Below are 24,663 nucleotides of genomic sequence, written 5' to 3'. Positions count from 1 at the left end.
GATTATTTATTATATGCTGTTAACTTGAGGCTGTCAGTATTCAATTTTTGGGGAGCAATTACCTGCCCTTCCTGTAATAAGTCCATGCCTTTGTATACAATGTTTTCCCCGTTTTCAATACCACTTTTCACGAGGTAGTTGACACCGCTTTTACCGACAACCTGTATTGCTTGCTTAGTCACTTTGTTACTATCGTTCACCGTATATACAAATATTTTATCCTGCATTTCTAAAGTCGCCATCTGGGGGACTAACAGTACTTTTGCATGCTGTTTACCTAAGCGGATTTTACCTGTATTTCCTGAACGAAGCAGTCCCTCTTTATTAGGAAAAGTTGCCCTTAGTGTAATAGCACCTGTATTTTTATCGAATTGGCCGTCTACCATATCAATTTTTCCGGTTTGTTGGTAGGCCGTTTGATCAGACAGGACTAGAGTTACCGGGGGTAGATGTTTGATTTTTTCTTCTAATGTTGCCCCTTCGAAATTATTTTTGAAGTTTACAAAATCATTTTCACCTAGGGCAAAATAGACATGCAGCTCATGGATATCGGACAACTCTGTAAGTGCTTGTACGTCAGACGGACTTACTAAGCTTCCCTGTTTTTTTACTAAGCGACCTATGTAGCCTTCAACCGGAGCAGTAATAAGTGTATAGCCTAAGTTGATTTTAGCACTTTCAACACCTGCCTTCGCCTGCTGAAGATTCGCTTTAGCACCGTTCCGAGTGGCGATAGCCGTTTTTAGTTGAAAATCAGCCAGTACCTTATTGTTAACTAATCTGGTCTTTTTCTCTACTTCGAGCTCGGCATTTTCTAACGTAGCTTCTGCAGCATGGAGATTCGCTAAAGCCTGATTCAGCTGTTCACGGTAAGGCCGATCATTTATTTTAAATAGCGGTTGGCCTTTTTTTACTTTTGCACCCTCATCGACGTAAATAGCATCCAGTGTCCCACCTACTTGCGGACGTACTTCCACATTCACCGTCCCTTCAATAGAAGCCGGATATTCCTGGAAAACAGTTTCTTCGCCCGAATTAATTGTTATTACAGGTAGTGACGGCGGTGGGGGAGCACCTTGTTGCTGTTGACCGGAAGAACAGCTATACAAAAAGATGGAAGACGCTATAAAGGTGAGTCTATTTACGTTATTAAATAATTTAACAACGTTAAATAACGGGTTAAAAATTTCAAACGTCATGTTGGAAAATAGATGTTTCATTTTATTTGATATATTACTAGATGTGAATTGGAGAGTTTCTCTTCTCCTTTTTTAACAGTGTTAAATAATTTACGATTGTTATTATTTAAATAAAAAAAATTAATCGGTCAATGAACGGGTTATGCCGTATATCGCATCTTTAAGAACTTGCTGATTTGTCTCCTCGCCATTTCCTTTATTTACCATATTAATTGAAATCAGACCGTGTATAATAGACCAGTAGGTAAAATATTTTCTGCAAACCATATCATCGTCAGGCTGTTTAGCCTTCATGATCTCTTTAATGACTTCGCTTATGAGAACCGCATGTGAGTCAAAACATCGAAATGTCTTTTCCATTTCACAGCATTGTGTGCCGACACCATACATCAATTGATAAAGCTCTTTCTCTTCAAAAGCAAAATCCCAATATGTAAGCCACATGGCTTCTATCTGCTTCTCTAAGCTCACCTCCTTATCTCTTGCTTCTCTTACCCTTTTTGCCAACATAAAGTAACCTCTTCCGGCAAGTTCCATTAAGATGGCCTCTTTATTAGCAAAATACTCGTATATCATCGGGGCCGTATATTCTATAATATCAGCGATCTTCCGCATACTCAGCGCCTGCCATCCTTCTTCTTTGACAATTTGGAGCGATGCGTCTAGAATATTTACTCTGTTTTCATCCTTCAACCGCTGAATACGCTCTTTACTTCCCATTTCTTAACCCCCTAAAGTTATTTAACAGTGTTAGGCAAACTTCGATATTATTTATGAATATTCGTGACATAATATTGTCATTAATTGTAAGTAATTGATTTACAGTATTTTGTTGCATTACTTAAGGGGTTAAACGAACAATCTTTACAAATCGTATTTGATAGCGGCCACTAAGCGATGTCTCCGTCACACAACGCGATTTTCCGGAAGACGCATGGATAAAACGTAAAGGTTGCCCTTTATTAGATGTTACAATGCCCACATGTCCTATTGACTTTACCTTTGGATTAGTACCTCTAAACAGAATTACGTCACCTGTTTGGGCCTCAGTTAAGGGGACGTTTATACCTTCGTTCTTGAAACCTGCTGAACTGCGGGGCACAGCGAAGTGAAAATTTTTGAAAACGTAATTAACAAAGCCCGAACAATCAAAACCTTTATGAGGGTTACTACCTCCGAATTTATAAGGTACGCCCAAAAACTGTTTGGCAAAGGTAACGATAGCTGTGGGTGTAACTTCTTGTATTGTAAAGTTTGAATAATGAATAAATTGCTCTTTTTTACATTCCCCTGCTTTGGACGATAAACACCAAAAGCTGTTGAATAAAATAGTTAAGTACAGATACTTGTTCATACTTGGCTAGCTAGATGGTAATCTATCGTAAACTATTTGCGGGTTATTTTCCAATACAAATTGTATATCCTCACAAGTCCCTATAAATGGACCGGATTCCTGAATTTTAAGTGTCGACATAGCGGCAGCAAATTTTCCGGCTTCTTCCAAGGTAGCGCCTTTTACCTTTTTGGATAAATAACCGGCCATATACGTATCTCCGCATCCGGTGGCATCAGTTACTTGCAGTGGTACATAAGCCGGAATCATGTGGAATGTATTTTCTTTATAAAGAATAGATCCTAAACTGCCTAAAGTAATAACAACTTCTTTAACGCCGTAATCGGCTAAAATTTTTGCACCACTATAAATATCGGAAGTGCCCGTAAGCGCTTCCATCTCAAATTCATTTGCTTTTAGGATATCTATATATTGAAGTCCTTCTTCTTTGTCACGCCAATCCGTATAGTACACCTTATAATTACTAACGATACGTAAATACCCTTGTACATCGAGGGAGACGATCCCTTTCTTTGAAAGAAATCTGATGACTTCCACGGGTATATCATTGGTTAGCAAAGGGCCCAAATGAAAAATTTTAGCTTCAATGTTTGTTAAATGTTCAACAGTGAATGGATCCGCTTCTTGTAAGACCCTTTGTGTACGATGATCTTGATTTTCATTATATATGTTTTCAAAATATACGGTCTTTTTTGTAGGGACAGTCTTGATTAATAATCCGTTATCTTGCAGGTTACTGACGATATGCTTTTCCGTATTGGCTACTGCCGTAACCAACATAAAGGCAACATCCATATTCTTGATGGCATTCGAAAAATAAAAGGACGTCCCGCCGGGCATATGCTTAGTAGCAGTGCTGGTAACAACCTTGTCTAAGGTCATATGTCCTATACAACAGATATCAAACATGCTTGCATTCAAATTAACTCGTCTGGAAAAGTATCAGCACAAAACCAGATGCCGACAAAGGTAACTATTCGTTAAATTAATCAAATAATTTTAAGTAAAATATGTTGAAGGTGAAAATAGGGTATACAGATATTTAATCCTTAAGCCGTTTTATTTGGTGATTTGTTTATTGAAAAAAAAACATTAGTTTCGTTTTCAGATAAAGCCAAGGTTATAAACCATTTCGGTGGTCTCCTTTAAATCCAAGCCTAACGAATCAATTTTGATGGAAGCAAAAAGTGACATGCAGCTGCTTGTTGGTATTCGAAATCGAAATCCAACCGCATTTGATGAATTGTTTCATAAGTACTACAAATTACTTTGTGGCTATGCTTACTTATACTTGAAGGAAGAAGAAGAATCGAAAGACATCGTGCAGAATTTGTTTATAGAAATATGGGAAAAAAAACGTTTGGATAAATTGAATGGCGATGTTAAAAGCTATCTTTACCGTGCCGTTCATAACAGATGCCTGAATTGTTTACGGAACACAGAAACAAAAATCCGAAAACAAACCGATTACGAAAAATCAGGCGAAAATTCCCAGGAGCAATCTCAAGATAAGGAAATGCTGGAGCATATTTATAGAAAACTGGAGGCCAACTTAGATGATTTACCACGGCAACGGAAAGAGGCAATAAGTTTAGTTTATTTACACGAAAAGAAATACCAAGATGTTGCAAATACGATGGGAATAAGTATTAATTCATTAAAAACCCATTTAAAAATAGGCTTAAAGAATTTGCGGGAGAAATTGAAAAAAAACGAATAAAATATTAACCTGAATTTACTTTATCCGTGTATTAGTAGAAATGGTAAGCGAAGAATATATACGAAGACTCTATATAGAGAAAACGATGGGTGTAATCAGCGAAGATGATGATCGATGGTTACAGGAGGAGTTATTGCAGCACCCAAAAAGTCGAAAATTTTGGCAGAAGTTAAACGAAGACAACTGCTATAATCGTTTGGAGACCTTTATGGATAGGGTGAATGTTACCGAAGATCTTTCGGTTATAAAGGCCCGTCTCGTTGAAAAGTCACGTGTTCGCTCCATAAGAAATTGGCTGCCTTATGCAGCGGCGTTTGTATTACTAACTGTTGCGGGAGCTTTTCTTTACATATATACAGATAAGGGGAACAATCTGAATCGTTCGTTGGTTGAGAGCCATTCGCCTAAATCCAATGCCTACCAGGTACAATTATTGGTGGGCGATGGCGAAGAAGTGGTTAATTTAGATGGTGAGAATAAAGTGCTAAAGGTGGCAGGACAACAAATACAGAAAGAAGGAGAAATGCTTATTTATGGTGACAATAACACCGTTAGTCGGACAAATACCTTGCTGGTACCTCCAACGAAAGACTATAAATTGCTATTAGCAGACGGTACAAAAGTTTGGTTAAATTCCTCGTCCGAGTTAAAATTTCCAATGAGCTTCTCGGGTAATTCCAGGGAAGTTTTTTTGAAAGGAGAGGCCTACTTTGAAATAGCCTCAAAAGCGGATCAACCATTTATCGTGCATACAGACAAGGCAAGTGTAAACGTGCTCGGTACTAAATTCAATTTAAATGCTTATGCTGATAATCAGGTAGTTACAACGCTTCTGGAAGGGAAAGTACGTTTGGAAAGCCCAAGTGGCGAAACTTTAGTACTTTCTCCGGGATTAAGTGGGCACTATAGTAAGACAAAAGGTTTTTCACAGGAGAAATTTGACCCTGTGACCGCCTTAAGCTGGAAGGAAGGCTTGTATTATTTCCATGGTATCACCTTGATAGAAATTAGTGAAATGATCAAGCGTTGGTTTGATTTACCCGTAAATTTTGAAAGTAATGAACTAAAGCATGTCCGCATTAGCGGTCTACTCGATAAGAAAAACTTGAAGGGATTTTTAGAGGACCTGAATACGACCGCGGGGGTGCGTGCTGTGGTAATAGATGGCACGTTACATTTCAGGCTTTAAGCAATAGACTCTATGCGATAAGTAGTAAGACCGACACTTTATTATGTCAATTAACCAATCGACTACTTCGCTATTTAACTATTCAACGACTTAATCTTACACAAAAAGAAAAATTTCCTTCACCCATTTTAAAAGGTTCGGTGTGTTTATAGTGAATTTGCTAAAACCATTATAGACATCGAATCATGTATCAGAAGAAAAATCAATTTAACCGATTTCATCGACATGTAGTAAAAGGCTTGTTGATTGCAGGCTTGCTATTTCAGATGAAGCTATTTGCAACTCCCTTATTGGCGCAATATAGGGTAAGTATTAAAAAGGAAAGTATAAGCTTGACTGATCTTTTTAGTACCATTAGGAAACAGACAGGCTTAACCGTATTTTACAGCGAACAGGTGCTGAATGATAAGGAACAGGTGTCAGTTGATTTCAATAACATACCCTTAGACGCTGTTTTGGAAACTCTTTTTAAAAATCGAGGAATCCGCTATGAGATCAGAAGGAATAAGGTCATTGTTTTGGAGAAACAGGGTTCGGAAAATGAGCTTACAGCTACTTCGAAAGTAGAACAGATTGCCGTGAAAGGAAAAGTACACGATGAAAGAGGACAAGCTTTACCGGGTGTTTCTGTCCGAATAAAGGGCAGTCCGGCAACAGGCACTTCTACAGACGGTGATGGCAATTTTGTGATCAATGCTGCCTCAAATGTGATTTTGATTTTTTCGTATACAGGTTACGCTACACAGGAGATCAATCTCGCGGGTAAATCAGCTGTTCAGGTTACCATGGTGCCTCAAGAGGCTGCTTTAGATGAGGTAGTAGTAGTAGGATATGGAACGGTCCGTAAAGGGGACTTAACGGGGTCCGTTTCATCGGTAAAGTCAGAGGACATTACCGCCTTACCGTCAACCAATGCCATGCAAAGCCTAACAGGAAGAAGCGCGGGTGTGCAAGTTATGCAAAGTTCAGGAGCACCTGGCGCCAGTATGAATATACGTATCCGTGGGGGTAATTCCTTACTCGGTAGTAATGAGCCACTTTATGTAGTAGACGGTTTTGCGCTGTCAGGTAGCCCTACTATTCTTGATCCATCGGATATTGAATCTATGGAAGTACTGAAGGATGCGTCTGCAACGGCTATTTATGGTTCTCGAGGAGCAAATGGAGTCGTTATTATTACAACCAAAAGTGGGAAGAAAGATGTTAACCAAGTTACACTTAACAGTTATGTCGGATTCCAAAATGTGGTAAAGAAAATAGATCTTTTAAATGCTCGACAATTTGCCGAAATAGCCAACGAACGAGCTCGTAATGATAATGCTGCTCCTTATTTTACGCAAGAAGAAATCAACAATTTTGGAGAAGGGACCGATTGGCAAGACGCAATTTTTCGTACAGCCCCAATTCAAAACCATAGTCTCAATATTGCGGGAGGAAATGACAAAACGCGCTATTCCGTATCGGGGAGCTATTTCGGTCAGGACGGTATTGTTATCAATTCCGGATATAAAAGAGGATCCCTGCGTTCCAATTTAGAGCAGGAGGTATCAAACAAATTTAAAGTCAACCTAAGTACGATATTGAGCCGTACCATTAACAATGCCGTCACAAATGACAATCAATCAAGAGGGTCGGGAGTAGTTTCTGCGGCTTTGGTGGCACCGCCTACCGTACCGGTTTATGATGAAAATGGTAACTATTCTAACGTAGTGCCTTATTCCTTTAGTTCAAACGCAGCGGAAAACCCCGTAGCTTTAGCTAAAGAGCGCGTGGACAGAACAACAGGAAGTGGTGTATTAGCGAATCTCGGTCTACAATATACCTTTATTGAAGGTTTAACATTAAAGGTATCGGCAGGTGTTGATTATGCCAATTCAAAAAGGGACTATTATTCCTCTCGCCTGATCCGATCAACACCAGCAGGTAATGCACAAACACGCTACGATACCCGAACTAATTTTCTGAATGAGAATATCCTGAATTATACAAAGACTTTCGATGACCATGCCTTGGACCTCATGGCTGGTGTAACCTATCAATCAGAAAATACATCCGTTAATATCACGAGTGCCAGCGGCTTTATTTCCGATGTATTACAGAACAATAATTTGGGATCTGGAACCGTCATAGGTACACCCGAATCAACAATCAACGAATGGAAGTTGGTTTCGGGCTTATTCCGGGCAAACTATAGCTATAAAAATAAGTATCTTTTAACTGCGAGTATAAGGGCGGACGGCTCCTCCCGTTTTGGTGCGAGTAGCCAATGGGGTTATTTCCCTTCAGCGGCTTTCGGTTGGCGATTAAAAGAAGAGGAATTTCTTCAAGATATCAACAGTATTTCCAATCTCAAGCTACGGGCTAGCTGGGGGCAGTCAGGTAATACCGCAATCTCACCTTATGGATCGTTAAATGTGCTTTCCGGTTTTAATATTATTCTAGGAGATGCATTGAACACGGGCTTCGCACCCGGAAATACGCGGCCGAATCCAGATTTAAAATGGGAAACCACCACGCAAAGCAATATCGGCTTTGATTTGGGCTTATTTGACGAACGTTTGCGTCTAACAGCTGATTTTTATATTAAAAACACAAAGAATTTGTTAGCGAGTGTTCCGCAAGCTACTTCAACCGGCTTTCAAAATCAAATGCAGAATATCGGTCGTATCCGAAACAAAGGTATTGAGTTCGAACTTGGAGGGGATATATCCAGAGGAACCTTTAAATGGGACGCTTCCATAAATTTTTCGGCCAATCGAAACAAAGTGATCGAATTGGCAAATCATGCTGATGTATTTGGTGCCGGTTTATCCATTCCACTTAGCATTAGTCCTAATCTTATCCGAGAAGGTTATCCGGTAGGTGTTTTTTACGGATTCTTGGAAGATGGCTTGAACGAACAGGGGCGTATACAATATAAGGACTTGGATGGCAACGGTGTGATTAACAATGAGGATAGAACAATCTTGGGCGATCCCAATCCCGATTTCATCTTTGGCTTCAATAACAACCTAAGCTATAAGAACTTTTCATTGAATATCTTTATTCAGGGAGTGCAGGGCGCCGATCTGTTTAACTTTAATTTGTCGAATCAGGCCAACTCTTTTAATTTCGGAGAAAATCAGATCGCCGACATATTAAATCGTTGGACACCTGAAAACCCAAATTCCAATGCGCCCTATCCAGCTATCAGCGTCGGTTCCAGTTTCCGGGAGTCGAACCGTTTTATAGAAGACGGATCCTTTGTTCGGTTTAAAAATATCCGACTGGCTTATGACGTTCCGCTTAAAAGCAGCAAGATCAAATCTTTACAGTTATACCTAAGCGGACAGAACCTGATTACTATCACAAACTATTCTTGGTACGATCCCGAGGTCAGTAGTCGAACAGCTAATTCAGCCACTACATTGGGCATCGATCAAACCAGTTACCCGGTAGCTAAAACCTATACCATGGGGGTAAAGGTCGGTTTTTAGCTAATAAAATAATAACGTTCGACAAAAATTATAGAAAAAATGAAAAAGCTCTTATATATATTTTCGATCATTTTATTTACTGCTTGCAGCAAAACCTTGGAAGAAGTTCCGATAGATAGACTTTCGGAAGAAAATTTTTATCAGACTGCACAAGATGCGGAAACAGCAGTTAATGCTATTTATGCCCCGTTTAGAGAGTTGGGCTATTACGGTGGCTTTTACATGTTATTAACGGAATCCTGTTCGGATTATGCAAATGGAAGGGGTTCCTTCGGACCTGTTAGTGAATACAATGGCTTGGACGGCGCTAATATCGGTCGGGCTGAGACGATTTGGCGGTTTGCTTATCAATCCATCTTGAGGGCAAATATCGTATTGGAAAGAGTACCACCGATCACGATGGACGACAACAAAAAAAATGAAATCCTGGCAGAAGCACGGTTCCTCCGGGCTTTGGCCTATTTCGATTTGGTTAGAAATTGGGGCGGTGTACCTTTAAGGCAGTCTTCCAATGACCCTACAGATCTGCCTCGGAGTACCGAGCAAGAAGTTTACAATCTAATTATAGCAGATTTAAATACCGGGATTGCTAATCTGCCTACGGTACCGGCAATTCCCGGAAGACCTACCGTAGGGGCCGCAAAGACGTTGTTGGCTTATGTGTACTTGACGCTGGAGAATTGGGAACAAGCACGTAACTTGGCTAAGGAAGTAATGGAAGAGGGGATATACCAATTGGTTCCGGTTTCTACAGTCAACGACTTTGAAAAAGTTTTCGGTGCCGACGTAGTAACGAGTTCTGAAGACATTTTTTCTTTCAAATATTCTTCTTCCGGGGGCTTAGGCTTTCAATACCTGGTGTATATACATGGTGAGAATACCCTTTATGCACCTTTTGGTTTCCGCACGATTTACGCGCGCGAAACTTTTCCGTTGATTGCCAATTGGTCAGACAGTGATTTACGAAAAGAATTTAATCTTTATGATTCGTATATTCACCGGTCAACGGGAGCGCTTGTCCAGCTACCTACCAACGAGCCCTATCAGTTTAGAAAGTTTAAAGACTTAGCTTCGGTGGCCGTTGATGCGAGCGCGAATGATATGCCGGTGTTGCGTTATGCTGATGTACTATTCATTTACGCTGAAGCTGCAAATCAATTGGAGGGAGGTCCTTCCACAGAAGCTTATGAAGCGCTGAACAAGGTTAGAAGACGTGCTTATGGGCTAGATGTTAATACACCCAATCCACAAGTTGATTGGGCAGGGTTAAACCAACAGTCTTTTCGCGATGCCGTTTTCCAAGAACGAGCGTATGAATTTATGGTTGAAGGTAAACGATGGAACGATTTAAAGCGCTTGGGTAGAGATCAGGTACGTGCAGTCATCCAATCGGCGAAGGGAAAAGCGGTTAGCGACAGTCATTTTTTATGGCCAATCCCCAAAGTGGAAATGGATAATAATAATGCCCTGAATCCAAGTGATCAAAACCCTGGTTATTGATAGTGACAAGTTATATAAAAATGATAAGAAATAGATGTTTTTGCTACCTTTTGGTATTGTTGGTCACTTGCGTTCAATCGCAGGCGCAAACTAAGAATTACGATATCTGCATTTATGGCGGTACTTCTGCAGGTGTCATTGCTGCCTATACCGCGGCTAAAGCCGGAAAATCGGTCGTGCTCGTTGAACCGGGAAAACGACTGGGCGGAATGAGTTCCGGTGGTTTAGGTTATACCGATATCGGTAACAAATATGTTGTAAAGGGTCTGGCGCTCGATTTTTATCGCAAGATAGGGCAACACTATGGGAAATTTGAGCAATGGATTTTTGAACCCAAAGTGGCCGATAGTATTTTTCGAGACTATATGCAAAAGGCTTCGATTGACATTATTTATGAGCATATTTTATCGGCTGTCAAAAAGAAAAGTACCCATATTCAACAAATTCAGATAACACCGATAAAGGAGGCTGTGAGTCAAACACGCGTTATAAGCGCTCAGATGTTTATTGATTGTTCTTATGAAGGTGATTTAATGGCGAAATCAGGTGTTTCTTATCACGTTGGTCGAGAAGATAACCAGATTTATGGCGAAACGCTTAATGGCGTACAGCTGATGGACGGCCATCAATTCCCGGACGGAATTGACCCTTATCAAATACCTGGAAATCGTAGCAGTGGTTTGCTGTGGGGAATAAATGATGATGTGTTGAAAGTCGATGGAACGGGCGATAAAAAGGTACAAGCTTACAATTTTCGGATTTGTTTGACAAACAATCCTGCCAATAGGATACCGATCGAAAAACCCAATAACTATGATCCAAAACGCTACGAATTGCTTAAGCGTTGGAAAGAAAAATATCCGTGGAAATCACTGAACGACGTGTTTATCTGGAGTAGGATGCCTAATAACAAAACCGATATAAATAATCGGAACGGTTTTTCTACGGACATGATCGGTATGAATTGGGATTATCCCGAAGCCAGTTACGCGAGGCGGCAGGAAATCATTCAGGCTCATGAAGATTATACAAAAGGACTTTTGTACTTTGTTGGACACGATCCGTCAGTTCCTGAATTTATTCGGCGTGAAATGCTATCTTGGGGATATCCTAAGGATGAATACACGAAGCATGGTAATTGGAGCCCACAACTCTATATACGAGAAGCAAGGAGGATGATCGGCGAAGTGGTGATGACGCAACATCACTGCCAGGGAAGGGAAGTGCTAAAAGATGATATTGGTTACGCGGCCTATACGATGGACTCGCATAATTGCGATCGACTTGTGGTCAATGGTATGGTTAAAAATGAGGGAAACGTAGAAGTAGGTGGTTTTCCGCCTTTCCCGATTTCTTACCGTTCAATTGCTCCTAAAAGAACGGAGGTGTCCAATCTCTTAGTACCCGTTTGTCTTTCTGCGAGCCATATTGCCTACGGGTCCATCCGAATGGAACCCGTTTTTATGGTACTAGGTCAATCCGCTGCTTTTGCGGCTAGTTTGGCAATTGATTATAAAAAAGCAGTACAGGACGTTTCGGGGGATGAGATAAAGACTTTGTGGAAAAAGAATCCGAAGGGCGACGGCCGTAAGCCGGATGTCTGGATTAATAGCATGGTACGTCAAGACGTCCAACTCATGGGCGAATGGAAAGAAGAAAAGCATGGGGGCTTTGGATCAAGTTATTTTATTTCCACAGATAATAAAGCGAGCACAGCCCGATTTAAATCTTCAGAACTATCGATTGGAACCTATGATATTTATACTTATTTCCCTAAAATCGAAGGATCAAGCGCTCAACTTTCATACACGGTGTTTGACGGGAAACAGAAAGTTGAAAAAACACTGAATCTAGCCGATCTTAAAATTGAAGGGCAGACTTCGGGTGAATGGGTTTGGTTGGGTCGTTTTCCAATAAAAAATGCAGAGAATTGTTATGTAGAAATCAATAACCAAAAAGCCGATGGAAAAGTGGCCGCTAATAGCGTTTTACTTGTTCCAACGGAATGATCTTGTCAGAAAGGGTACGCAATAGACTTGATTGTATTTATTTAAGTTATATCTTTATCTTACAGTAATATGATTGTCTATTCACTATATGAACAACACGGATCGATTGGCTTTTAATGGATTCTATGAATCCTGTAAAGCTTGTTTTTGTATATTGTTTGTTTTTTTTACGGTTACGGTGAGTGCGCAGGGCAGCATGAGCATGAATCGTTCAAAGTACGATTCTTCTTTATTGGCCGATACCAATATGCTTTCTACCGGCGATTATTTAGAAGGTTTGGAACGTGTTTACGAAACCTTAAATAAAGTACCCACCGTAACCGCTTCTTTTGGTCGTATATCAGAAATCAAAAATAAGCTCGCTGCCGATGATTCGACGATCAATTTATTGAAAGAGCGTCTATCATTAAATGTACGCACCTTCAATCTACAAAACTTGCAGATGTTCCGGACCTTGTTGAATGAAATGACCGACAATGCCAATGGATACAATGAGGTTATTGTTTCGTACGACAAAGATTTGGATGGTACGAAGAAAGAAATTGCGGCGCTTCGAAAAGACACGGTCATTCGACAGATATTCAGAACGAGGGCACTTCGCGATTCTTTCAGCGTTCAGATAAAAGCACTTCGAATAAAAAGAGCAGGCACGGATAGTATTATTCGAGAGGCGACTAATACGCTGAACGACTTGCGTGCACACATCGCCTCAAATGAATTAGCAATTCAAGAGCTGTTATACCAAACCAATGTGCAGCTTAAATCGATTGGGCCGAAAGCGTTCTTAAAAGAAAAACGTTATCTGTGGGAAAAACGATCAAGTGCAACTGATGCGAAGTATCCGGAATTCAATCAGATGTTTGATAGCGAAAAGAAAATAAATACCTATTACTTCAAAAATACAAGAAGTAATCGGGTCTTACTGCTTTTTACGGGCACCTTATTTTTTATATGGGTATTTTATAATTTTAAAAGTGTAAAAAACCATGGAAAAATGGATATATTGGAAGATCTCAATTTAAGATTGATCGCTCCGCTCCCTGTTTTATCTTCCCTTGCTTTAATCTTAGCCCTTGCGCCTATTTTTGATTTACAGGCACCGACACTGTATCTGGAGCTGACTCAATTTTTGTTGTTGATAACACTCACCGTTGTTTTTTTTAAGAGATTGCCTAAGGATACCTTGTTATCTTGGGGAATCTTCGTTATTCTGTTCTTCGCTTTATCCTTGGTTGGGCTATTGGGATTCTCTTCTCATGTACAGCGATGGATGATTTTATTAATCAATTTGCTTTCAACTGTCTTTGCAGTTCTTGCCTTGAAGAAACTAAAACCTATTAATGGGAATTATCGAATACTAGTTTTCGCTGGAACACTCTATATGTTGTTCAATGGGTTAGCTATTATTGCCAACATTTTCGGAAGAACGACCTTAATGCAGATTTTTTATACAACAGGTGTTTATGCTTTATTGCATACGGTGGCATTGATTGTAGTCCTCCGTTTAATTACCGAAGCTTTTCTTTTGCAGGTTAAAGCAAGTAGGATGCGTAAGCATTATTCTGATCATTTTGAATGGGAAGGGATCTCTCGGGAGTTTTCGTCGATTATGGCTTATCTTGCTGTTTTTATTTGGTTTGTATTATTAACAGCTCATTTGGACATTTTAGAGTTCTTTAGTGAAGCGATCGGTTCATTTTTAAGTACCGCGCGAAAAATTGGTAGCTTTTCTTTTACGTTTGGCGGTGTTCTATTGTTTTTGGGGATTATTTGGACAGCCAATTTTCTACAGAAATACGTTGCTTATTTTTTCGGAGAGACGGGAGATGATACCATCGAAAGTGCCAACGCAGAACATTCCAGACTACTCATTACCAGGTTGGTATTACTCATCGCAGGATTTTTACTAGCGGTGGCAGCATCGGGATTGCCTGTGGATAAGATTACCGTCGTATTAGGTGCCTTAGGTGTGGGAATTGGATTGGGCTTACAGAGTATAGTGAGCAATTTTGTCTCGGGAATTATTTTGATTTTCGATCGTACGATCCGAATTGGTGATGTAGTCGAACTGGGCAATAAAAAGGGAAAGGTAAAAGAAATTGGTATTCGTTCAAGTACCTTGTTAAGTGATGATGGCGCTGAGATTATCATACCAAATGGTGATATACTTTCTAATAATATCATTAATTGGACCTTAAGCAATAACAACATTCGTGTTAACTTGACGGTTACAATTGCCAAGCCTTATGATAAAGAAGAAGTCGTTGAAATGATCAAAAAGATCATTATGGACAATGAACATGTATTTAAGCGAAAAACACCAAGTATTATTATTAGTCCCTTGAATGGAAAATGGTCAACGGTGAAAATATTTTTCTGGTGTAACCTCAACAATACGGACACCCCCAAAAGCACAATTAGCGAGACTGTTTATCAACAGTTAGCAGAAAAGAATATCGAAACACTTTGAGTAGGATATGATTTTTTTCCTGTTGATAATCAGTTTTTTATGTCATAAACGCCAAGGATGAAAGTAGTCCGGAATTTACACCGCCATTTTTAACCGAAAAAAAAGCAGGTTTCCGTAAACAATTTTCCAAATGCATATGATGTTGCTCTACGGGATTTAACTAGTGGTAAATACGAAGAGATAATTTGTTTTAATTTCAATAAAAAGATATTTTCGTTGATAACTATGAGCAAATCCTTAGAAAACAAAGAATTCGGTGTAAAGCAAATTGCACGCTTGGCAAATGTATCAATAGCAACAGTCGATCGTGTCTTGCATAATAGAAAAGGGGTTTCGGAGGCCACAAAAAAACGAATCAATGATATCATTAAAGAGTTTGATTACAAGCCAAATATCATTGCCAGTCGCTTGGCGTCTAAAAAAATTTCAAAATTTGCGGTACTGATTCCAAGTTCTACAGAAACCGATTTCTGGGAGGCACCTTTGTCGGGTATTGACCGAGCCGCCAACGCGTTGAAACAATATGGTATCATGGTAATGAAATTTTTTTTTGATCTCAACGACAAACAATCTTTCCTAAAGCAAGTAGATTTAGTTCTTGAAGAAGCTGTTGACGGATTATTAGTAGCGCCATCCTTTGTCGAAGAAGCAATGCAGTTAGCGACTCATTGCAATGAACGTAAAATTCCCTATGTCTTTATCAATTCTGATGTGCCAGGACAGAATAGCGTTTGCTACATTGGTCCGCATCTCTTCTGCAGTGGTTATCAAGCTGCGCAATTGATGGATTTTTCCGTCAAAGCCGGTAAAGTTTTGCTGGTGAATGTATCGAAAGAATTAGACCAATACCATCATCTTTTACGAAAGGAAGAGGGCTTCAGAGCTTATTTTGAGAAGAATAATAAAAAGCTCCAAATTGTAAAAATTGATATTAAACAAACCGATTCCCTTTCTATAGAAGAGGCCTTAGATAAAGTTTTTAGTGAGCAGAAAGGAATAGAAGGTGTTTTTGTGACGAACTCGCGAGTATCCGCTGTTGCCCATTATTTCGAACGGAAAGGAATCAGCAAAGTTTTAATAGGCTATGATTTCTTAAAGGAAAATATTAAATACCTTGAGCTCGGTATTATACAATTTTTAATTTGTCAGAAACCTGAGGAGCAAGGCTATAGAGGTATTATGACACTTCATCGATATGCCGATTTGCATGAGCGGCGTATTGAAGACCAATTCATGCCCATCGATATCGTTACCAAAGAGAACTACCGCTTTTATCACAATTAGAATCCATTTATTTTTTTTAAAACAATTTGCAATTGAAATATCTTTTCGTAAATTGCGGTAACGTAACCGTTATTATAACCATAAGCTGAGCATTTTTATTTAAGAGATAGATAAGATTTGATTAACATTTAAAATGCATTATATTTTTTTCGTGTACGTACACGAAATAGAATAACTAAATTATGAAAAGAATCCCAAGAAGAAGTTTTATTAAAAAGGCAGCTCTTTCGAGTTTGTCGATCAGTTTACTCAATCTCCCGCTGATACACTCAGCTAGGTCGCAAAACCTTATGGGCAAACGGATAGGAATTATTGGTCTGGATACATCACACAGTATTGCTTTTGCGCAGGCACTAAATGCAGCTACACCGGATGCGGCCCTTCATGGCTATAAGATTATAGCGGCCTATCCCCAGGGCAGTAGCGATATTGAAAGTAGTGTAAAGAGGATTAAAGGATATACCGAAGAAATTAGACAGTTGAATGTGGAAGTTGTTGATTCCATTGCTGATTTACTTAAAAAAGTCGATCACGTACTGCTGGAGACCAACGATGGCCGTTTGCATCTAGAGCAGGCTATCCCAGTCATAGATGCTGGTAAAACGCTTTTTATTGATAAACCCATGGCTGCCTCTTATCGGGATGCTAAAAAGATATTCGAATACGCGAAGAAGAAACACGTTCCTGTATTTTCTGCTTCTTCGTTGCGTTACGCTGATCATATTAAAGAAATAACGGAAACGAAATCGATCGGAGATATTACAGGAGCAGATACTTATAGTCCTGCAACCTTGGAAGCAACGCACCCTGACCTGTTTTGGTACGGAATACATGGAGTAGAAACACTTTATGCGGTAATGGGTCGGGGATGTAAGTCGGTTACCAGAGTTTCTACGCCAGATACTGATGTCGTAGTGGGTACGTGGGACGATGGACGATTGGGAACTTTCAGAGGAATTCGCAAAGGAAAACGTGATTTTGGAGGAACAGCCTTCGGGACCAAAGGTATTCAATCGATTGGTCCTTACCAAGGCTATCAACCCTTATTGGAAGAAATTATAAACTTCTTTGAAACGAAACAGCCACCTGTTCAAGAAGAAGAAACGCTAGAAATATTGGCCTTTATGGAAGCGGCTGATCTAAGTAAAGACAGGGGTGGAGCTGCCGTGTATTTGCAGGAGGTCTTGAAATAGAATGAAGATGATGGTAAAAGAGGGATATCGAGTATGGATGGCCATATTAGGCTTATACCTTGGAGCCGTAATTCCTTTATATGCTCAAATGACAGAATCGTCGGAAAGTAAAAAAGAAGCGCTATGGAAAAAAATAGCCCCCTATTTCAGTCCGCCACAAGGGTTTCAGGACAAGCAAGATATGCTTCGGCCGCTTACTGTTTTTTATAATGGGGATACCCTCCACACGGCAAAAGATTGGCCTAAGCGTCAGTTGGAAATAAAAAAACGTTGGGATAGTCTGATGGGAAATTGGCCAACATTACTTCAAAGGCAGAAGCTGTCAATTATAGATACCAAGGAGAAAGAAAGCCATTTTGAATATCAGGTTAAATTTTACTGGACACCAACGGAGGAGACAACCGGCTATCTATTGGTACCAAAAACTAAAGGAAAGAAGCCGGCAGTTATAACCGTATTTTATGAACCTGAAACAGCCATAGGCAAGGGAAAGCCGAATCGCGATTTCGCCTTACAGCTGACGAAAAGGGGCTTTGTAACCTTGTCCATCGGAACTACGGCTGCTTCAGAAAGAAAGGAATTCTCCTTGTTCTATCCGAGTATCGAAGACGCACAAGTACAACCTTTATCCATGCTGGCTTATGCTGCAGCAAATGCTTATTATGCGTTGGCAAAATTTCCGGAAGTTTTACCCGACAAGATCGGAATTATGGGACATTCCTTTGGTGGAAAATGGGCCATGTTTGCTTCCTGCCTGTTCGATCGCTTTGCTTGCGCGGTATGGTCTGATCCCGGAATTTTATTTCAGCACGATCGTGAATCCATTAACTATTGGGAGCCTTGGTACCTTGGTTATCATCCGAAGCCATGGCGAAAACGTGGTTTGATAACTGCTGATAATCCTGCTTATGGATTGTATCCCGAACTCGTCAAAAACGGATATAATTTACATGAGCTGCACGCGCTCATGGCACCAAGACCTTTCTTGGTATTAGGAGGTGCTGAGGACCCGCCGGCACGATGGCATGCATTAAATCGGATAGTAACGATTGATAAAATGCTGGGTTATGATAACCGGGTTGCTATGCACAATCGACCCACCCATGAGCCAAATAACGAGGCCAATGAAATTGCCTACTCGTTTTTTGAGTACTTTTTGAAATAACAAAAATCGAATATGTAAAAGACAAATCAGACTTAACCTTAAACTTAAATTTATGAGAAGAAAGACGTACGCACTTTTTCTTAGCCTGACCTTAATGTTGCTTCTTCGCGAGCCTGTATTAGCCAATGTTGGGCAAGCCAGATGGTTGAAGAGGCAAGATTTTATCGATATAGTCGGTAACGTAACCGCTTCGGATGGGTCACCCTTACCCGGTGTCAGTGTGAAGATAAAAGGAGGAGTAGCTGGTACCTCCACCGATATAGAGGGAAAGTTTCAACTTAAACATTTGACGGGTAAAGAAACCCTTATATTCACTTTTGTCGGCTATAAACCACAGGAAATCGGCTTAGCAGGTCGTCAAAGCCTCCGTGTGAGTTTGGAAGAAGACTTTACGAGCTTGGAAGAGATTGTTGTAATAGGTTATGGAACCCAATCGCGGAAAGAACTTACCGGTTCTGTATCTTCCGTTAAGTCCACGGAATTGCAAAAGGTGGCATCTGCTTCATTTACGGGGGCTATTCAGGGTAAAGTACCCGGTGTTACAATTAGTCAAACAACAGGAGCCCCTGGTGGTGCAACTGCCGTCAGGATTCGCGGTGTTGGTACTACGGGGGGGAATGAGCCATTATATGTGATCGATGGATTCCCCGTTGGGGGCGGTGGTATGGCCGTCGGTGGAAGCACCGATCGAGTGGATGGAATGTCCATCGTAAATCCAAATGATATCGAATCTATCGAGATTTTAAAAGATGCCGCGGCTGCTTCTATATATGGTGCTAGAGCAGCAAATGGGGTGATTTTGATCACTACCAAGCGGGGGAAAGAAGGTGTTACAACAGCGGAGCTAAGTGCTTATGGTGGTTTACAACAATTATGGAAGAAGCCAAGATTTTTAAATGCAGCGGAATTTGCCACATTGGCGAATGAATTATATAGCAATTCGAATATGACACCTAATCCAGAATGGGCTGATCCTGCCTCATTCGGTAAGGGGACCGATTGGATTGATGAGGTTTTCCGCACCGCTCCTTTACAAAATTACGACGTAAATGTAACCGGCGGATCGCAGAAAGTACAAGCCGCTCTTTCACTGGGCTACCGAGATCAACAAGGAACCTTGATCGAAACTTGGAATAAGCGGTATACGGGTAGGGCCAACGTGGATATCAATGTGAGCAATAAACTAAAATTTGGAGGAACTTTAGCTTTCGCATATACACATAGTAAGGGGCAACGAAATGAAGATTTTCGACTGGGTATCTTTAACCTTGCACAACAATTTTATCCCACACTGGGTTTGAGAGATGTTGTTAATGGTTCTTCTGCTTATTACTCGACACAGGGTGACAACCCTATTCTCCGTGCAGAATCGATGGAGAATTTTCTGAAAAATATGCGGATGTACGGTAATGCCTACGGAGAATATGAAATTATCAATGGCCTGAAGTGGCGTACAAGCATTGGCATCGATGCTAATAATAATAGGAGCACTACTTGGGAACCTAAAGTTGAAAGAGGACATTATCGGAATTTGCAGGCCATTTTGGGGGAAACGTATACACAGGGCCTGAATTGGTTGATAGAGAATACCTTGTCTTTTAATAAGACTTTTGGTGAACACAATGTTTCAGCCGTTATTGGCCAGACAGCGCAAAAGAATACAAACGATTTGATCGGTGTAACAGCAAGAGACTTTCAGAACGAAAATCTTCAGATCATTAATGGAAGCGCTGAACTGGAACGCCGGGCAAATGGTACGGGATCCGTATATGCGTTGGCTTCTTATTTGGGGCGGGTCAACTATGCCTATCGAAACAAATACCTTTTTTCCGCTAGTATTCGTCGGGATGGATCTTCCAACTTCGGCCCCAATCATAAGTGGGGGAATTTTCCATCTTTTTCGGCGGGTTGGAATATTTCGGAGGAAGCATTCTTTCAACAGGTCACGGCAATTAATTCCTTAAAGTTGCGGGCAAGTTGGGGGCAACTTGGAAATGACGCAATTGGCGCTTTTAGCTATGCAAGTACAATTGGGTTGGGAAGAGTGGGGGATAATTATGTGCTGGGACCGGACCAAGGCTTAGCGATCGGCGCAAGTATGATTCGACCAGGTAACCAGAACTTAAAATGGGAAACGAGCGAACAGATTAATATCGGGCTTGATGCCTCTTTTTTAAATGATCATGCGTATCTGACTGCAGAGTATTATATCAAAGATACCAAAGATATGCTGGTGAGTTTACCCGTGTCGATGGAGGCGGGCTTTGAAAGTGCTCCGTCTGTAAATGGCGGAAAGGTAAGGAACAAGGGATTGGAATTGCTTTTGGGATATAATGGTAATAGCGGTGACTTTAAGTATGATGTTAGTTTCAACTTAGCAACACTGAAGAATGAAGTATTATCATTGGGTACGGGGCGACCTATTACCGGACCTACGGTTGGCTTCACGAGCATGAGCTCATCTTATACGGAAGTAGGTGAACCTATTGGTTATTTTAGAGGATACATAGTGGACGGCATCTATCAACGGGATGAAGAGGTCGATAAAGGACTACAGCCCAATGCGAGCGCAGGCGATTTTAGATTTAAGGACATCAATGGAGACGGTGTATTGTCGGATGCTGATCGTGTGAAGTTGGGAAGCCCGTGGCCTTCATTAACGTATGGTGCCAATATGGATTTTTCTTATAAGGGATTTGACTTGAACATTTTGTTTCAAGGAGTTGCAGGGAACGAGATTTTTCATGTAAACAAATTTTCGACTTATCCGATTAAATACTTTGGAGGAAGTGGGGTCATTAATGCTTCTGCCGAAGTTTTAAATCGATGGACACCGGAGAACGGAGGTAATACTGTTCCAAGATTGACTTATACCGATGCCAATGGAAATTATGCCAATGTTTCTTCTTTTTATATCGAGAAAGGCGATTTCCTCCGCCTCCGCAATGTTACCCTGGGGTATAGCTTACCGAATAATTTATTTGCTAATGAAGGTGTGATCAAAAGAATCCGCATTTATGTTAGTGCACAAAACCTACTGACCTTTACGCGGTATTCGGGTTTCGATCCTGAAATTGGCAGTACGAGCCCACTCGCATCGGGTGTTGATGATGGTGTATATCCTATACCAAGAACGTATATGTTAGGGTTGAGGGTTGGACTTTAATGGATAGGAGTTTATGTATTTAAAAATAAAAAAATGAAAACAAACTATATACTCGGGTTTTTAACCTTTTTTATTTTAATGTCGTGTGGCGATAAATTTTTGTCATTATCACCTAAAGATACCTTAACGGAGGAGAATTTTTACCTTAACGAATCAGACGCACAAGCTGGTCTAAACGGGGTATACGGTATGCTACAGCGCGAAGAAACTTTTAGCAATGTAAGAGATGCGGCCGATGTGGAATGGGCCATCACAGGTGATATGTATGAAATGGATGGAAGTGCCAATCGAATCGAATTACATACCTTGGCTTTTCCGGCAACAAATACTATTTTAAGGGATATGTATATGGGCGCTTATCTAGGAGTAAGTCGAGCGAACATGGTCATTAATAAGGTTAATGCCATGGAAAATATAGCTGACGAGCCCAGGCAGCTGATTTTGGGACAAGCGAAGTTCTTGCGTGCCCTATTTTATTATCGATTGGTAACTTATTGGGGGGGTGTTCCGATGATTACCGAAACCTTGGACGCTTCTTCTAATCTGGAAGTCCCGCGGGCAACTGCTGAAGAAATCTGGACATTAATTGAATCGGATCTTTTGGCCGCAAAGACCGCGCTGCCAAAAACCTGGACAGGTAATGATATGGGAAGGGCGACGACAGGATCGGCTTTGGCTTTACTCATTAAAGCTGCTTTATGGCAGGAACAATATGATGAAGCAGTTGGGCATGCGGAAGAACTGGTACAGTTGGGTGTTCATGGATTGGTACCCAAATTCAGGGATGTATTCAGTGAGGAGAACGAAAATAATGAAGAAATCCTTTTTTCAACGCAGTTCAGACCCTCGCAAGATAGTGAAGGGAACAATTTAGTGAAAAGAACAGCGCCACGAGGTGCACCTTCCGAATTTACAGGAGGGGCTGCTTGGAGCAATTTTGTACCACAACAACATTGGGTAAATACGTTTGAAAAAGATGACCAAGGACGCATAAAAGACGAACGGTATTGGGCGGTTATTATTGGCCCGGGAGAGCCCCACCAAAATATGCCTGCGTTTGTGATGCCGAATGAAGTGCCTGCCGGTTGGTCGAAAACGGGATATATTGTAACGAAGTATTGGGAAAAGCCTACGATCAATAATTCGGGAATCAACGCACCGATTATGCGTTTTTCGGAAGCTTTATTAAATTATGCAGAGGCACTCAATGAAATAGGAAGAACTACGGATGCAATTGAGCAACTTAATAAAGTCCGAGAGCGGGCAGGGTTGGGGAATCTTTCACTGAATCTTGGAAAAGAAGAAACCCTGGATGCCATCTTTAAAGAAAGGCGAATGGAATTTATATGGGAACCGACGGGTGGATTTTCGGACCTTAATCGAAGGGGGCGTTTCATCGATTTTATAAAGAAGGAAAGACCGAATATTAACGATTTAAATGTCGATCAGAAACCCTGGTTACATACGCAACCTATTTTATTCCCGATCCCTAGAGAGGCGTGGGATCGCAATAAAGCACTGGAACAAAACCCAAATTATACATTTTGAGTTAATCAATAACGGAGAGCGAAATTATGACGAATCAATTTAACAAATCTCGCCGATCTTTTCTCAAATCGGCAGCAATCGGAACCTCAGCCATTACCTTTGGTGGTATCCTGCCCGGCTTTTCTGCGAAGAGTTATGGGAATATCATGGGTGCAAATGAGAAGATAAACGTTGCCATGGTGGGCGTAAATGCCAGAGGACTGGCACTGGCAAACAATTTTTCAAGTCAACCGAACTGTGAAATCGTTTACGTCTGTGATGTCGATCAAAGGGCAGCAACTAAATGTGTAAACCAAGTCACAAAAAATCAATCTCGTGAACCTAAAAGTCAGGAAGATTTCCGAAAGATTTTGGAACGGAAAGATGTGGATGCAATGGTCATTGCTACACCCGATCATTGGCACGCACCTGCGGCGATCTTGGCTTCGAAAGCAGGAAAACATGTCTATCTCGAAAAACCTTGTAGCCATAATCCATACGAGGGCGAATTATTGGTGAAAGTTGCCGAAAAGTATAAAAATGTGATTCAGATGGGAAATCAACGTCGATCCTGGCCAAATGTCGCTGCCGGAATTGCAGATTTACATAACGGGATTATAGGGAAACCTTATTTTGCAAGAACTTGGTATACCAATAATCGAGCTTCGATTGGTATCGGTAAGAACCTTGCCGTACCCGAATGGCTGAATTTTGATCTTTGGCAGGGTCCGGCACCACGGAAAGATTATAAGGACAATATATTACACTACAATTGGCACTGGTTTTGGCACTGGGGTACCGGAGAGGCACTAAATAATGGTACGCATATGGTTGATCTGGCACGTTGGGGACTGAAGGTTGATTATCCTACCAAAGTGACTTCCGCCGGAGGACGATATCGTTATCAAGATGATTGGGAGACACCCGACACACAAGTGATAGCCTTGGAGTTTGGTGAACAAGGTACGATTACCTGGGAGGGTAGAAGCTGTAACGGGCGCACAATAGAAGGGGCAAGCGTAGGGGTCATTTTCTATGGTGAAAATGGCGCCTTGCAAATCAATGGTGACAATGGTTATGCCGTTTATGACCTTCAGAATAAGTTGGTGAAGGAAGTGAAAAATAGCAAGGAGATCGATACGAGAAATCTTACGAATCCCTCACAGGCTCTTGATGCACTGCACATTCAGAATTTTTTTGATGCAATTAAGAAGGGAACGGATTTAAACGCAGATATTGTAAGCGGACACAAGAGTACCTTATTGGTGCAGTTGGGGAACATTGCACAGCGTGCGGGGGGGCTGTTGAAAACGGATCCCACCAATGGTCATATTCTAGCGAATGAAGAAGCACTTCAATTCTGGAAACGTAGCTACGAGGCTGGCTGGGAACCGACACTTGACTAAATATG

The 24,663-nt window shown here is 40.9% G+C and carries 16 protein-coding genes; 12 read left to right on the top strand and 4 right to left on the bottom strand.

Going from position 1 to position 24,663, the window contains the following annotated elements:
• Positions 1-2: 2 nt before the first annotated feature.
• The 4 genes from RYH73_RS13735 to RYH73_RS13720 all read right to left on the bottom strand — a co-directional run bounded on the left by RYH73_RS13735 (position 3) and on the right by RYH73_RS13720 (position 3,435).
• Positions 3-1,220: an efflux RND transporter periplasmic adaptor subunit gene (locus RYH73_RS13735; protein ID WP_335314009.1), complete on the bottom strand. Its 1,218-nt coding sequence runs from the start codon at positions 1,218-1,220 to the stop codon at positions 3-5.
• Between the two features lie 99 nt (positions 1,221-1,319).
• Positions 1,320-1,919, bottom strand: a complete 600-nt coding sequence (locus tag RYH73_RS13730; RefSeq protein ID WP_335314008.1) for a TetR/AcrR family transcriptional regulator — start codon at positions 1,917-1,919, stop codon at positions 1,320-1,322.
• Positions 1,920-2,040: 121 nt separating this feature from the next.
• Positions 2,041-2,553 carry a C40 family peptidase gene (locus RYH73_RS13725; protein WP_335314007.1) on the bottom strand — a complete coding sequence of 171 codons (513 nt, stop codon included), beginning with the start codon at positions 2,551-2,553 and terminating at the stop codon, positions 2,041-2,043.
• 6 nt (positions 2,554-2,559) lie between these two features.
• Positions 2,560-3,435, bottom strand: coding sequence for a PfkB family carbohydrate kinase (locus RYH73_RS13720; protein WP_442946081.1), 876 nt, complete (start codon positions 3,433-3,435; stop codon positions 2,560-2,562).
• 292 nt (positions 3,436-3,727) lie between these two features.
• Between RYH73_RS13720 and RYH73_RS13715 the strand changes: the two genes are divergently transcribed.
• The 12 genes from RYH73_RS13715 (at position 3,728) to RYH73_RS13660 (ending at position 24,658) form a co-directional block, all read left to right on the top strand.
• Positions 3,728-4,273 carry an RNA polymerase sigma factor gene (locus RYH73_RS13715; protein ID WP_335314005.1) on the top strand — a complete coding sequence of 182 codons (546 nt, stop codon included), beginning with the start codon at positions 3,728-3,730 and terminating at the stop codon, positions 4,271-4,273.
• Between the two features lie 40 nt (positions 4,274-4,313).
• The gene (locus RYH73_RS13710) at positions 4,314-5,462 is read left to right on the top strand and encodes a FecR family protein (RefSeq protein ID WP_335314004.1); all 1,149 of its coding nucleotides are present in this window, start codon (positions 4,314-4,316) and stop codon (positions 5,460-5,462) included.
• A gap of 185 nt (positions 5,463-5,647) precedes the next feature.
• Complete coding sequence (locus RYH73_RS13705; protein ID WP_335314003.1) at positions 5,648-8,938, top strand: TonB-dependent receptor; 3,291 nt, start codon at positions 5,648-5,650, stop codon at positions 8,936-8,938.
• 39 nt (positions 8,939-8,977) lie between these two features.
• The gene (locus RYH73_RS13700) at positions 8,978-10,438 is read left to right on the top strand and encodes a RagB/SusD family nutrient uptake outer membrane protein (RefSeq protein ID WP_335314002.1); all 1,461 of its coding nucleotides are present in this window, start codon (positions 8,978-8,980) and stop codon (positions 10,436-10,438) included.
• Positions 10,439-10,458: 20 nt separating this feature from the next.
• Positions 10,459-12,447, top strand: coding sequence for an FAD-dependent oxidoreductase (locus RYH73_RS13695; protein WP_335314001.1), 1,989 nt, complete (start codon positions 10,459-10,461; stop codon positions 12,445-12,447).
• An 88-nt stretch (positions 12,448-12,535) separates the two neighbouring features.
• Positions 12,536-14,917 carry a mechanosensitive ion channel family protein gene (locus tag RYH73_RS13690; RefSeq protein WP_335314000.1) on the top strand — a complete coding sequence of 794 codons (2,382 nt, stop codon included), beginning with the start codon at positions 12,536-12,538 and terminating at the stop codon, positions 14,915-14,917.
• A gap of 225 nt (positions 14,918-15,142) precedes the next feature.
• Positions 15,143-16,201, top strand: a complete 1,059-nt coding sequence (locus RYH73_RS13685) for a LacI family DNA-binding transcriptional regulator (RefSeq protein WP_335313999.1) — start codon at positions 15,143-15,145, stop codon at positions 16,199-16,201.
• 182 nt (positions 16,202-16,383) lie between these two features.
• On the top strand, positions 16,384-17,394 hold the full coding sequence (locus RYH73_RS13680; RefSeq protein ID WP_335313998.1) for a Gfo/Idh/MocA family protein: 1,011 nt from the start codon (positions 16,384-16,386) through the stop codon (positions 17,392-17,394).
• A gap of 7 nt (positions 17,395-17,401) precedes the next feature.
• Positions 17,402-18,559: a sialidase gene (locus RYH73_RS13675; RefSeq protein WP_335313997.1), complete on the top strand. Its 1,158-nt coding sequence runs from the start codon at positions 17,402-17,404 to the stop codon at positions 18,557-18,559.
• A gap of 52 nt (positions 18,560-18,611) precedes the next feature.
• Positions 18,612-21,725: a SusC/RagA family TonB-linked outer membrane protein gene (locus tag RYH73_RS13670; protein ID WP_335313996.1), complete on the top strand. Its 3,114-nt coding sequence runs from the start codon at positions 18,612-18,614 to the stop codon at positions 21,723-21,725.
• Positions 21,726-21,758: 33 nt separating this feature from the next.
• Positions 21,759-23,273: a RagB/SusD family nutrient uptake outer membrane protein gene (locus RYH73_RS13665; RefSeq protein WP_335313995.1), complete on the top strand. Its 1,515-nt coding sequence runs from the start codon at positions 21,759-21,761 to the stop codon at positions 23,271-23,273.
• Positions 23,274-23,299: 26 nt separating this feature from the next.
• Positions 23,300-24,658, top strand: a complete 1,359-nt coding sequence (locus tag RYH73_RS13660) for a Gfo/Idh/MocA family protein (protein ID WP_335313994.1) — start codon at positions 23,300-23,302, stop codon at positions 24,656-24,658.
• Positions 24,659-24,663 lie beyond the last annotated feature (5 nt).

The sequence above is a fragment of the Olivibacter sp. CPCC 100613 genome (assembly GCF_036959255.1).
Lineage (GTDB): Bacteria > Bacteroidota > Bacteroidia > Sphingobacteriales > Sphingobacteriaceae > Olivibacter.
Note: the sequence above shows the minus strand (reverse complement) of the source record. Positions and strands in the feature narration are given on the sequence as shown.